We start from the raw sequence: 11,996 nt of genomic DNA, 5'->3' as shown, positions 1-11,996 counted from the left end.
CCGGCGCGCAAAGAAACTGAGAACTCTATCCCAGATTGTGTATTCCGTCCTGTCGGGATAGTGTTTCGCCATGTCTCGAAACTGGCGCCTGACCTACCTCAATCTCCGCGAAAAGATCCCGCAAATCAGCCCCGTCGCTGTCGTCGTCGTAGGGTTTATCGTGGTCGGGATCGGTCTTCTTTCGCTTCAAAGCGGAGTGGGGCCTGCGAATTATTCTGCGGCAGAAGGCACGGTGCTCTCATGGTCCAGAAACCTGGATGAAACCGGGTCTCCTGCCGTTTGGGTTTTCCTGCAACTGGACACCGGCGAGCGGGTCACCGCGACGGCGCAAGCTAGCGGCCGGGCGCCGTTGGTGGGCGAAACGCTTTCGCTCACCAAAAAAACGACCTCTTCGGGCAGAACGATTTATCTATGGAATTCTCAATCCCCGATCAGCCGGGACGCAGTAAACGGATAAAGCCGGTTTTCGCCGAGCAGGAAGGCGGAGAAGCGGCGGGGTTCGAAGTAGCTGCAAAAGGCCCGGTCCATGACGTTGAGCCCGCCGGTGAGCGCGCCGAAGGCGGGCAGGATGAGGCGGCTGCCGTTGGTCAGGAAACAGGGGCGGCGGATGGAGCGGCCGAAGCGGCGCACGCGTGCCGCCGGATGCAGATGGCCGCAGACCTCGCCTGCGCTTAAAGCGGGGCTGATCGTCTCGCTCGGCTCGTGGCGGAAGGTCAGCGGCCCGATGGTGACTTCGTCCGCGGTCTCGCCGCACAGGCGCACCGGGGCGACCGGATCGTGATTGCCCGTCACCCAGATCCATTCCCGGTTCAGCTGCAGCGAGGTCAGCATGGCCCGGTAGGCCGGCGGCAGCCGGTCGGAGCCGTTCTCGTCGTGGAAGCTGTCGCCGAGCGAGATCACCCGGGTCGGCTCGAAGGCGTCGATCACCGCGGCGAGTTTTTCCAGCGTGACCGCCGTATCATAGGGCGGCAGCAGGGTGCCGCGCCGGGCGTAGGACGAGGCTTTTTCCAGGTGCAGGTCGGAGACGATGAGGGTGGTTTCCTCCGGCCACCAGAGCGCCCCGCTGTCATGCAGACCGACCAGTTGCCCGTTGATCTGGATGTCGTGACACACAGGTGCAATGGCAAATTGGCGCGAATGCGAATTCAGCGCGGTCATCCAAGGGCCTCCAGGACAAGATCTTCGGCTGCGTCTTCCAGAATGCTCTCCATGGCTTCGCCGTAAACGGGCTCCCGGCCGATCTCCAGAAGGATCGGGACCGAAAGCGGCGATACCCGGTTAAGGCGAGTATGCGTGATTCGACCCTTGATCCGGGAAAGAAGTTGGCTCAGCCGGGAGATATCCAAAAGTCCTTCGGCCGCGTCGTTCCACGTGGCCTTAAGGAGAATGTGGTCCGGTTCATGGGCGCGCAAAACGTCATAAATAAGGTCGGTGGAGACCGTGACCTGGCGGCCGGATTTTTCCTTTCCCGGATGCCGGCGCTCGATCAGGCCGGCAATCACCGCGCAGTTGCGGAACGTGCGCTTCATCAGGCTGGATTCCGCCAGCCACGCATCCAGATCGTCGCCCAGAATGTCCTCCTCAAAGAGCCCGTTCAGGTCGATTTTGCCTGTGGAAAAATAAAGCGACAGGTCGCCCAGGCCCCAGACGGCGAGCGCATAGTCGTTGGCGACGAAGCCCATGGGCCGGGCGCCGAGCCGTTCCAGCCGCCTGGTCAGCAGCATGCCGAGCGTCTGGTGCGCCAGCCGGCCTTCGAACGGGTAGCAGACCATGTAGTGCTTGTCATTGCGGGGGAAGGTTTCCACCAGCAGTCCGTTGCGCTCCGGCAGCTTCGACTTGAGCTTCTGCAGCTCCAGCCACTCGCGCACCTGCTCCGGCAGGGTCGGCCATGTGGCAGGCGTCGCCAGCATGGCGCGCACGCCCTCCGCCAGATAGGTGGACAGCGGAAACTTGCCGCCCATGTAGGCGGGGATTTTCGGGTCGTCCGATCGCGCCCGCGACACATAGGCTTCATTTTCGCGCAGTCCCTCGAAGCGCAGCACCTCGCCGCCGAACAGGAAGGTGTCGCCGTGCTCCAGCTGCTCGATGAAATATTCCTCGATCTCGCCGAGCAGGCGCCCGCCGCGCCCGACCGGGGTGCGCCGTCCGTCCGCCTTGGACCGGACGAGGCGCACCTTGAGCATCGGCGCCTCGACGATGGTACCGACGTTCAATCTGTATTGCTGCGCGATCCGGGGATGGGCGATCCGCCACAGCCCGTCCTTGCCCTTTCTCAGCTTGGCGTATTGCTCGTAGGTTTTCAGCGCGTAGCCGCCGGTGGCGACGAAATCGAGCACCTTGTCGAAACTCTCCCGGTCCAGATGCCGGTAGGTTTCCGAGGAACGGATCTCGGCAAAGGTGTCGTCGGCGTCGAGCGGCGCGGAACAGGCGAGCCCGAGGATGTGTTGCGCCAGAACGTCGAGCGCGCCTTTCCTCAGCGGCGGCGTGTCCTGGTCGCCTCGTTTGGACGCCTGCAGGGCGGCCTGGCATTCCAGCACCTCGAACCGGTTGGCCGGCACGAGGACGGCCTTGGACGGTTCGTCCATGCGGTGGTTGGCGCGCCCGATCCGCTGGGCCAGACGGCTCGCGCCCTTCGGCGCGCCGATATTGACCACCAGATCGATATCGCCCCAGTCGATGCCGAGGTCCAGCGAGGAAGTGGCGACGACGGCGCGCAACACGCCCGACGCCATTGCCGCTTCCACCTTGCGCCGCTGGCCGACGTCGAGCGAGCCGTGGTGAAGCGCGATCGGAAGCGTGTCGTCGTTGATCCGCCACAGGTCCTGGAAGATCGCCTCCGCCTGGCTGCGGGTGTTGACGAAGAGCAGCGTCACCCGGTGGCCCTTGATCAGCCGGTACATGTCATCAAGCGCATAGCGCGCCGAATGGCCGGACCAGGGCACCCGTTCCTCCGAGGCTAGGATGGAGATATCCGGTTCCGCTCCACCGGCAACCTCGACCATGTCGGACAGGGCGCGGGCTTCGGGATCGGGCTGGCCGACCAGATAGGCCCTGAGGTCATCGGGCTCCGCCACGGTCGCCGACAGACCGATGGTCCTCAGGCCCGGAGCGAGACAGCGCAGCCGGGCAAGACCCAGCGCCAGAAGGTCGCCGCGCTTGGAGGTCACCAGCGCATGCAGCTCGTCGAGGATGACGGTCTTCAGCGACGAAAACAGCTTTTCCGATGCCGGGTCCGACAAAAGCAGGGCGATCTGCTCCGGCGTGGTCAGGAGCATGTCAGGCGGATTGAGTTTCTGCCGCTGGCGCTTGTGGGAGGGCGTATCGCCGGTGCGGGTCTCGATCCGGATGTCGAGACCCATTTCCGAAACCGGTGCTTCCAGATTGCGCGCGATATCGACGGCCAAGGCCTTCAGCGGCGAGATATAAAGCGTATGCACGCCTTTCGATCCGGCCGAGCCCGGTTTCTTCTTTCCCCGCGCTTCCAGCTCCACGAGGCTCGGCAGGAAGCCCGCCAGCGTCTTGCCGGCCCCGGTGGGCGCGATCAGCAGCGTGGAACGGCCCTGGCCAAGCTTCTCCACCAGCGCCAGCTGATGCGCCCGGGGCGCCCAGCCCCTTGTGGCGAACCAGTCCTGAAAACGTTTTGGAAGAAGCGCAGCGTCCATGTGCCTGTTTTAAGGGGGCTCTCCGGGAAAGGCGAGATGCCGGTGAAGGGTTCCTGTCAGCAGTGGCCAGTGGCAACTCACTTCAGGTAAGATCCTGCTGGAATTTCGATCAATGATTTTCGGTTTGGAGGATAAAGTGAGATTCGGTTTGCTGCTGACCTTTGCCCTTGCGTTTACCGGCGTTGCCGTTGGCGCATCCGTCGCTGAGGCCTCGGAAAATCGCACCTACAAATGCCGGACGGGCACTGTCGATGCCTATGTCGAGACCATTCCGGAGGAAGGCCGCGCCCAGTACACCGGGCCCGACGACATCGCCTCGCTCCAGGCGATGCCGAACGGCGCCTTCGTCAGCGGCAACTCCGGCATCTCGTTCCAGACGACCGGTCAGGGCGGCACCCTGTGGCTCGGCGACGTGTCCTTCCCGTGTCAGGTGACGACCGCCCGCGCCCCGGTGGCGCCACCACCGCCGACGGTCCTCGGCGGGCCGGAACAGCTCAATCATGTCGGCCAGTCCCTGGGCGGCCGGTTGCGCGCCGGGCCCGGCACCAGTTACCCGCAGATCGGCAGCCTGGAGGAAGGCACCTACCTGACCATTCTGTCAAATACCGGCGTGAGCTTTGACGGCTACGACTGGTTCGAGGTGGTGCTCGACAATGGTCAGCGTGGCTTTCAATGGGGCGGGATCCTGTGTTCCAACGGCGGGCAACTCGTCGGCCTCTACGCGTCCTGTCAGAACATCCCTCGCTAGGGTGGCCGACTCCGGGATTTATTCTTCTCTGGAAACCTGCTGCAAAGCGGATGGACGAAAGGTTCATCCGGTCAATATGATAGACTGAGGTGCCGTCGGGGCCGTCAAAAGCCCCGGCGGGCGGGAACTGGATGCCGGCAAGCCGGACGACACGGCACTGGCAGGCCAGGGTTCACAGGGGGCAAGACATGTCCGATGACAACGGGCGCGGGGCCAACGGATCGGGCGCCGATCCGGAAGCGGAAGCTGCCGAGGCGATCGCGCAGCTCTTCGACGACTATCAGGCCGGGTTCAACGATTTCGAGGCGGATCGGATTGCCGATTGCTTCGCCTTGCCGGCCGTCATCTGGCAGAACGAGAAGGGTCATGTCTTCTCCGACGAAGACGAGCTCATGGAAAACATCGAGGCGCTGCTGGCAGCCCTTGAGAAGGAAGGCGTGACCTATTCCGACTTCCATGTCTCGTCCAGCCACATCAGCGGCATGGCCGCCCTCGTCACCCTGGACTGGCACCAGGAAAACGACGACGGCGATGCGGTGCTTGAATTCACCTGCCACTACCACCTGATCCAGGACGGCGAGGACTGGGCCATCGCCATGGTGGTGAACGAGTAGGGCAACGCCTTCAAGCAGTCGGGGACGATGAACGGGCATGGCCTTGCCTCGTCCACCAACCGTCACCCCGGCCTTGAGCCGGGGCCTAATCCACATCTCGGTAATTACGGATAGCGGGTAGGAGCACGCAAAAGGCAAAGCCATTGTGCCTGCCTTAGACGCTCTGGAAACGAGTAGGTCCCGGCTCTCAGCTTCGCTTCGGCCGGGATGACATCAAAGTTTGCGGCGAAGTCCCCGCCGCTTACCTCATCACCCCTGTTTCGCCCGAGCTTCCTTGCGTGCGGCGCGTGAAGGCTTGTTTTTCTTCGGCTTTTTCTTGTCGACAGGTTTCTTGCCCTTGCCCGGCTTCCGCGCTGGGCGGTCGTCGCGCTCACGGCGCGGGGCTTCATCGCCGCCCGCTGCGCGGTCGAGCGCCTTCATGTCCAGCGGCTCATAGGCCGGATGGAACGGGGCCTCTTCGCCGTCGTCGAACCGGCGGCGCTTTTTGCCCTTCGGCGCAAAGTCGCGGGCAGGCCGTTTGCTTCGGCTGTCGCTTCTGCCTTCGCTCTCGATCCGGTCCTCGCGGCCCATGGTTTCGTAGTCGGGCGCCTCGCGGCGGCGGCCTTGCGGCTTGCGGTCGCGTTGCGGTGCCCGGCGCGGACGGTCGTCTGAGGGCGGCGGCGGGGTCTTGCCGCCACGCGCGTCGAGCAGCGCGATGGTGACCTTGTCTTCGCCGGAGCCGTCGCGGCGGATGATCTCCGCATAGCGTTCGGCATGGGCGCCATCGATCTCGAACCGGGTTTCGTTCTGGAAGATCTTGATCGCGCCCACTTCCTTCTTGGTCACGTGGCCGGCGCGGCAGATCATCGGTAAAAGCCAGCGCGGATCGGCCCGGTGCTTGTGCCCCAGCGACAGGCGGAACCAGACGCCGTCTTCGAACTTGCCGCGGATTTCCGCAACACGTCCGCCCTTTTCGCCGGGACCGCGGCCCCTGAGACTGTCTTCGCTTGCAGCCGAGACGTCTTCCGGCGCGGGCAGGCGGGACTGGTAGAGTTTCACGAAGGCGTTCGCGATCTGCTCGGCGTCATGGGCTGCAAGCAGCTCACGGGCAATGGCCAGTTCCTCCGGCTCCAGTTCCGCGGAAAGGACCGGATCGGCAAGAAGCCGTTCCTTGTCCTTGGCGCGGATATCGTCGGCGGTCGGTGCCGGTTTCCAGGTCACCTTGACGCCGGCATATTGCAGCACCCGTTCCGCCTGGCGGCGGCGCGGGTAGGGCACCATCAGCACCGACGTGCCCTTGCGCCCGGCGCGGCCGGTCCGGCCGGAGCGGTGCAAGAGGGCGGCCTTGCCGGTCGGCAGGTCCGCGTGAATGACCAGGTCGAGATGAGGCAGGTCGATACCGCGGGCGGCGACGTCGGTCGCCACGCAGACCCGGGCCGAGCCGTTCTTCATGGCGGTAAGCGCGGCGGAGCGCTGTTCCTGGCTGAGCTCGCCCGACAGCGACACGATGGAAAAGCCGCGGTTCGCCAGCCGGCTGGTCAGCCGCTTGACCGCTTCGCGGGTGGCGCAGAACAGGATCGCCTTTTCCGCCTCGTGCAGGCGCAGCACGTTGATGATGGCGTTTTCCCGCTCGTTGGGCGCGACCGGATGGGCGATGTAATCGATATCGCCGTGCTGTTCGCGGGGGCTGACCGTCGACAGCCGGACCGCATCCTTCTGGTAGCGGCGGGCCAGCTCCACGATCGGCTTCGGCATGGTCGCCGAGAACATCAGCGTACGCCGGCTTTCAGGCGCCGCGTCGAGGATGAATTCCAGATCCTCGCGGAAACCCATGTCGAGCATTTCGTCCGCCTCGTCGAGCACGACGGCGCGGATCGCGGAAAGGTCCAGCGCGCCGCGCTCGATGTGATCGCGCAGGCGGCCCGGCGTTCCGACGACGATATGGGTGCCGCGTTCCAGGGCGCGGCGTTCGGTTCTGGGGTCCATGCCGCCGACACAGGAGGCGGTATGCGCCCCGGTTTCCGCATAAAGCCAGGTCAGCTCGTCCTTCACCTGCAGCGCCAGTTCGCGGGTCGGGGCAATGGCGAGTGCTATCGGGGCGCCTGCAGGACCGAGCCGGTCCAGATCGCCGAGCAGGGTCGGGGCCAGCGCCAGACCGAAGGCAACGGTCTTGCCGGAACCGGTCTGGGCGGAGACAAGGAGGTCGGCCTCTGCGGGCGCCTCGTTGAGGATGCTCTCCTGCACGGAGGTAAGGGTGTCATAGCCCTTTTTCGCCAACGCGGCAGCGAGCGCCGGTGCGACGGAATTCAAGTCAGTCATTCATTTCTTTCAGTGGGAACAGCGCTGTCCACAATCTCATAAAGTGTGAGAAATGTCGGTTAAACGCGCAAGCTTTTGCGGCCTGTATAGAGAGGAATGTGCGCCAGGTCCACCGAAACCGCTCAGGAAGGGCAATTCGGCGGAATTTGTTTCGGTTTCCTGAAAGCTGTTCCCTGAAAGCTGTTCGAGGTGAAAGTGTTAAACCTGTTTTGAACGCTACCCCAGTTGATTTGCGTCTCCTCCCGGCGCAGGCTCTGGCGCAAACAGGAAACGGGGAAGGGTTCAAGTCATGGCGGTAACAATCGATTATTTCTATACGCATATCTCGCCCTGGGCCTATCTCGGCCATCAGGCCTTTCGGGACATCGCGGCCAGGCACGGGGCAACGGTCCGGCTCCGGCCGGTCGATCTGTCCGGCGTCTTTGACGCGTCGGGCGGCCTGCCTCTGGGTAAACGCCATCCGACTCGCCAGGCCTACCGGTTCATTGAAATGCAGCGCTGGCGTGAAAAGCGTGCTCTTCCGCTGACGCTGAAACCCGCATTTTTCCCCACGCCTCCAGGGCTTTGCGACTGCTGTGCGATTGCACTGGCGGAGCAGGGCGGTCCGGCGCTCGACTTTACGGGTCTGGCCTTCAAGGCGATCTGGGCGGATGAAAAGAATATCGCCGAGGAAGCGGTTCTGGGAGACTTGCTTTCGGACCTGGAGCAGGATGCAGGAACCGTTCTCGCAGCCGCCCGTTCGGAAGATATCACCGCAATCTACAAGCAGAACCAGACGGACGCGATTGAGCTGGGCGTGATCGGGTCGCCGTGTTACGTGTTGAACGGCGAACCGTTCTGGGGTCAGGACCGGCTGGATCTGCTGGATGATGCGCTGACAAGCGGAAGAGGGCCGTACAAACCGCTTTGAGAAGCGCCAGCGGATAAGCGGCGGACTGATCCGGAAATTCCTTTTTACCGGAAAGGGCGGTTCCGTCGCGCTTTGGCCATGTCTTTGTGGCAAGTATCGCAGTGCCCGGTGCTTCAATCGAAGCCGGGCTGGCTCATAAACTCGGAGTGTTGCAGTTGATCCGAAAAGAAGGCAAGCCGATGGAAAACCTGCCGAAATTCATGCGCATGACAGCCGCTTGCCTGGTTCTGTCCGCCGCCTTCGCGGCAGCGCCCTCGGCGGGATTTGCACAAACCGCTATGCCGGACGGCAACGCGGCCGAAGGTGCTCAGCTTGCCGACGACCAGTCTCCGACTGACCAGCGCTACGGCCTGGTCGAGGCAAATGGCGACATTCTCCGAATCGACCGGCAGGCGGGATCGGTGAGCTTCTGCCGCAAGATCAACGGCGCCTGGCGCTGCATGCCGGCGCCTCTGGCCGAGGAGGCCTATCAGAACGAGATTGCGGATCTGTCTCAGGAAGTGGACCGGCTGAAGGCCCGTATTCGCGACCTTGAGGCCCAGGTGTCGGCCCGGCCGGAGGAAACTGCGCCGCAGGTCGGGGCGGAACCTGCCGAACCACCGCATACCGCTCAGGATAAGGCCGCCGAGCCGCCTAAAGCATCAGAGGATCAAACGGCGGAGGACAAGACCCCGCCGGCCGACAAGGACAAGTCGGCCTCGCGCCTCTCGGATGAGGACGAGCAGCAACTCGAACGCATGATGCAGTTTTCCGAAAAGGCGATGCGCCGGTTCTTCGGCCTGATGAAGGACCTGCAAACCGAATTCGGCAGTAACTGAGGTCCCTGTTCCGGAGCGTCCTGAGACGAACCGGATCATTGACGGGCGGAGTACTTGCCTTTGCCTACTGCATCGAGATGCGCGAAATATCCTTCATGGCCGTTTCGGGCAGTTCCACCGCCGTCCTGGCATTGAGATCCATGACCAGCGCGACGACGTCGCAGATGGCCGCCAGGCGTTTGGTGCGCGACTCAAACAGATGGTGGCGCATGGAGAAGGTCTTGTTGCCGCTGCTGCAGGTCAGCCCGCTTGCCACGACCACAGTGTCGCCGGCCTTGAGAGGGCTCGCCCAGGTCAGTTTCATTTCCACTGCGACCCGGCCGAAGGTGTTTTCGCTCATGAAGGCGTGGGTCATCGGCGTCCGCTCCCAGACATGGGCAACGCCGTCGGTAAAGCAGGACAGGGCAAAGCCGTCATCCGCCCGACCGTCTACTCCGAGATGGCGCGGCAGCACGGTTCCGCGGAAACAGATCTTCGCCCCTGATGCGAGAATATTGTCCAGGGTGAAGCGCGTGCCGACCGGCGTCGCGGATATGCCTCGCGGCGCGGCCTCGTCGATCATCGGGCACTGGTGATCCTTGAACCGGCTGCGCAGCGTCTTGACGGAACCGGCATTGGGCTCATAGCCGTCGATCGCGGTGGCGGCGAGCGCCCCGGTTGTCGTGTTGTACATTTCGTGCACGACCGTCAGCATGTGAGGGCCGTCGAAGGCAATGGCGGAGCGGACGGTGACGAGATCACCGGTCCTGAGTTCCTTGTGGTACCGGACGTGCCGGACGCGGCGGGCGCCGACCAGCGCTTCGCTGAGGCCGGATATGAGCTGAAACTGCCTGTCGGCTTCCTCAAAACGGCTGAAATAGAACTGGACGTTCAGATGGTCGTTCTCGTCGCACTCCCATCGGTTCACAAATGAAAACAGGGTTTCTTCGGTGCTCATTACAAATCTTTTCTCGCACAATGCGTGATTCTTGTCTGGCGACTCGCGATCGCCTGTTATTTCTAAAAGGGATACTTTCTTTGCGGCAATTTTCAAACAAAATATTTCAATTGCATAGAAATTTTGATCGTTAATGTTGTGTTAAGCAATCAAGTTTTGTCGGTTGTGCACATATATTATTACATTTTATAGTAGTTTTTCTTTTCAATGCTTTCCGGAGAATAGGTGTGTCGGGTAGTTGCGATGAGGTCCTGCAACTGTCGCGCTCTTTTGCATGATTTCTGTTTGAAGTGAAAAGTTATTGTGCGGAAAAATCCTGGGAGGGCAGCCTCCGGGAGGTGGGGGCGCAGCTTCCGCGGGGCCGCTGCCGGCAGCTCGGCCGATGGCGCGGATACAGTTCAGCAAAAGGCGGACGATACCTGTGCTGCTTGAGGCGATGCCGAAACACTCGCCGGCAGCACACCGGTTGCCCGACGTGTATTTTTTTGAATACCCGCAAGGGTTTTCGACGATCCCGGCGCGTCGCCTCAGGGGGTGGCGGGCGTATGCAGCGTGGTGATCGGGGTTCCGGACAACGTGGTCTGTCCATGATCAGCGTAGCCGGGGTTGACGATTTTTCCCGCAACCGCGCCGGCAACGATCATGACGGCAAGTGCCAAACTCCAGACGTTCATGCGATCACTCCTTCAAGTTTGCGCAACACCCCTTCGGCAAGGGCAAGAGTGGCGTCTTGCAGGCGTCGATGGGGCCTTGTCCTGCAATCGTATCCTCCAGGCACTTATCCTTTGCGGCCTGCCGTTTCCGTCGTGTGACGGGCGCGAAACCGCAAATTCGACTCACCCTTAGACTTTGGTCTATATTAGACTTTCGAATAAGAGTTCGCAACGATGTGACGTAGAAAACGTTTGTGCGTTGCCGAATAACGGCGTCTAGAAATGTGCCCGGATTCACAAGGTGAGGGATGGTTGCCGTGGCATTCTTGTCTGCAGCGCATCCTTGGAATTTGTTGCTTTTGCTTGAAAAGAGTGCGTCATGTCCACGCGAATATGGGTTTGACTTTCTAAAACATTGCAGTGCAAACATGGTCAGCCTGCACAACAGGCAAGCTTCGGGACAAAATCTCCGGGACTTGTTAGAGATAACTAGGATAATAAACATAGACGCCGGGGTTTACGACCTGAGCCAGGTCAAACCGGAATGCGCCGGGAGACACTATTGGATGGGGATGGATAAATCGGTCCCCGCGCCGTCTTGTCGGGAAGTCGCATGAGCGAGGGAGGAAACCAAGCGTGCCGGATACAGCATATCGATTTATTATCGCTGACGACCATCCGCTGTTTCGGGGGGCATTGAGACAGACGCTTGAAACGCAATATCCGGATGCGCGTATCGACGAAGCCGGTACCCTGGAAGATGTGACGGCCCGCCTGGAGGAAGACGGCGACGTCGATCTGATCCTGCTCGACCTGACCATGCCGGGTATGCGCGGCTTTTCCGGACTGATGTACCTGCGGGCCCAATATGCCGGCGTTCCCGTCGTGATCGTCTCGGCCAACGAGGAAGCGCAGGCCATTCGCCGGTGTGTCGAATTCGGCGCTTCCGGCTTCATTCCCAAGTCCCATGGGATCGAGGTGATCCGTGAGGCGATTTCCTCCGTCATGGCCGGGAACATGTGGACACCGCCCGACGTGGATCTCGGGGCCGATGACGGCGCCGGCGATCTGGTCCAGCGTCTGGCGACCCTGACGCCGCAGCAGGTCCGGGTTCTGATGATGCTGTCGGAAGGATTGCTGAACAAGCAGATCGCCTATGAACTGTCCGTCTCCGAGGCGACGGTGAAAGCCCACGTGTCCGCAATTCTGCAGAAGCTCGGCGTCGAAAGCCGCACCCAGGCAGTGATCGCGGCTTCCAAGATCGAGGCCGGGCAGTGGCAGATGGGACAGGAAACGGATAATTCCGCTGCATCTTCCGGATAACGGCACTATAGCCTGAGGCGGGGTGGGGTCGGC

11 protein-coding genes are annotated in these 11,996 nt (G+C 62.1%); 6 read left to right on the top strand and 5 right to left on the bottom strand.

Annotation, left to right across the window (positions count from 1 at the left end; all coding sequences use genetic code 11):
* The first annotated feature begins 70 nt into the window (after positions 1-70).
* Positions 71-457, top strand: coding sequence for a hypothetical protein (locus HK439_RS12300; protein WP_190291803.1), 387 nt, complete (start codon positions 71-73; stop codon positions 455-457).
* Here the strand turns inward: HK439_RS12300 and pdeM are convergent.
* Both pdeM and HK439_RS12290 read right to left on the bottom strand, forming a co-directional pair.
* Entirely contained in the window at positions 421-1,158 is a 738-nt protein-coding gene (gene pdeM / locus HK439_RS12295) for a ligase-associated DNA damage response endonuclease PdeM (protein WP_190291802.1), read from the bottom strand. The genes HK439_RS12300 and pdeM overlap by 37 nt on opposite strands.
* The gene (locus tag HK439_RS12290; RefSeq protein ID WP_190291801.1) at positions 1,155-3,662 is read right to left on the bottom strand and encodes a ligase-associated DNA damage response DEXH box helicase; all 2,508 of its coding nucleotides are present in this window, start codon (positions 3,660-3,662) and stop codon (positions 1,155-1,157) included. The genes pdeM and HK439_RS12290 overlap by 4 nt, the downstream gene beginning before the upstream one ends.
* 136 nt (positions 3,663-3,798) lie before the next feature.
* Between HK439_RS12290 and HK439_RS12285 the strand changes: the two genes are divergently transcribed.
* Together HK439_RS12285 and HK439_RS12280 are read left to right on the top strand one after the other, a co-directional pair.
* On the top strand, positions 3,799-4,410 hold the full coding sequence (locus HK439_RS12285) for an SH3 domain-containing protein (RefSeq protein WP_190291800.1): 612 nt from the start codon (positions 3,799-3,801) through the stop codon (positions 4,408-4,410).
* Between the two features lie 188 nt (positions 4,411-4,598).
* Positions 4,599-5,024, top strand: coding sequence for a DUF4440 domain-containing protein (locus tag HK439_RS12280; RefSeq protein ID WP_190291799.1), 426 nt, complete (start codon positions 4,599-4,601; stop codon positions 5,022-5,024).
* A gap of 249 nt (positions 5,025-5,273) precedes the next feature.
* Here HK439_RS12280 and HK439_RS12275 read toward each other — a convergent pair whose 3' ends face one another.
* On the bottom strand, positions 5,274-7,322 hold the full coding sequence (locus HK439_RS12275) for a DEAD/DEAH box helicase (RefSeq protein WP_190291798.1): 2,049 nt from the start codon (positions 7,320-7,322) through the stop codon (positions 5,274-5,276).
* A gap of 289 nt (positions 7,323-7,611) precedes the next feature.
* Between HK439_RS12275 and HK439_RS12270 the strand changes: the two genes are divergently transcribed.
* The gene (locus tag HK439_RS12270; protein ID WP_190291797.1) at positions 7,612-8,232 is read left to right on the top strand and encodes a 2-hydroxychromene-2-carboxylate isomerase; all 621 of its coding nucleotides are present in this window, start codon (positions 7,612-7,614) and stop codon (positions 8,230-8,232) included.
* Positions 8,233-8,387: 155 nt separating this feature from the next.
* Positions 8,388-9,050, top strand: coding sequence for a hypothetical protein (locus HK439_RS12265; RefSeq protein WP_190291796.1), 663 nt, complete (start codon positions 8,388-8,390; stop codon positions 9,048-9,050).
* 64 nt (positions 9,051-9,114) lie between these two features.
* Here HK439_RS12265 and HK439_RS12260 read toward each other — a convergent pair whose 3' ends face one another.
* Both HK439_RS12260 and HK439_RS12255 read right to left on the bottom strand, forming a co-directional pair.
* Positions 9,115-9,987 carry an acyl-CoA thioesterase gene (locus tag HK439_RS12260; RefSeq protein ID WP_190291795.1) on the bottom strand — a complete coding sequence of 291 codons (873 nt, stop codon included), beginning with the start codon at positions 9,985-9,987 and terminating at the stop codon, positions 9,115-9,117.
* A 527-nt stretch (positions 9,988-10,514) separates the two neighbouring features.
* Positions 10,515-10,661 (bottom strand): hypothetical protein, encoded by a 147-nt coding sequence (locus HK439_RS12255; protein WP_190291794.1) that lies wholly within the window; start codon positions 10,659-10,661, stop codon positions 10,515-10,517.
* A 615-nt stretch (positions 10,662-11,276) separates the two neighbouring features.
* Here HK439_RS12255 and HK439_RS12250 point away from each other — a divergent pair.
* Positions 11,277-11,963: a response regulator gene (locus tag HK439_RS12250; RefSeq protein WP_190291793.1), complete on the top strand. Its 687-nt coding sequence runs from the start codon at positions 11,277-11,279 to the stop codon at positions 11,961-11,963.
* Positions 11,964-11,996: the final 33 nt, after the last annotated feature.

The sequence above is a fragment of the Roseibium aggregatum genome (assembly GCF_014692675.1).
Lineage (GTDB): Bacteria > Pseudomonadota > Alphaproteobacteria > Rhizobiales > Stappiaceae > Roseibium > Roseibium aggregatum_C.
The sequence above is the reverse complement of the archived record's forward strand: the minus strand, read 5'-3'. Positions and strand labels throughout refer to the sequence as shown.

Coding starts and splice junctions, on each gene's coding strand:
- HK439_RS12300 (WP_190291803.1), top strand. CDS start 71: ATGTCTCGAAACTGGCGCCTGACCTACCTCAATCTCCGCGAAAAGATC.
- pdeM (WP_190291802.1), bottom strand. CDS start 1,158: ATGACCGCGCTGAATTCGCATTCGCGCCAATTTGCCATTGCACCTGTG.
- HK439_RS12290 (WP_190291801.1), bottom strand. CDS start 3,662: ATGGACGCTGCGCTTCTTCCAAAACGTTTTCAGGACTGGTTCGCCACA.
- HK439_RS12280 (WP_190291799.1), top strand. CDS start 4,599: ATGTCCGATGACAACGGGCGCGGGGCCAACGGATCGGGCGCCGATCCG.
- HK439_RS12275 (WP_190291798.1), bottom strand. CDS start 7,322: ATGACTGACTTGAATTCCGTCGCACCGGCGCTCGCTGCCGCGTTGGCG.
- HK439_RS12270 (WP_190291797.1), top strand. CDS start 7,612: ATGGCGGTAACAATCGATTATTTCTATACGCATATCTCGCCCTGGGCC.
- HK439_RS12260 (WP_190291795.1), bottom strand. CDS start 9,987: ATGAGCACCGAAGAAACCCTGTTTTCATTTGTGAACCGATGGGAGTGC.
- HK439_RS12255 (WP_190291794.1), bottom strand. CDS start 10,661: ATGAACGTCTGGAGTTTGGCACTTGCCGTCATGATCGTTGCCGGCGCG.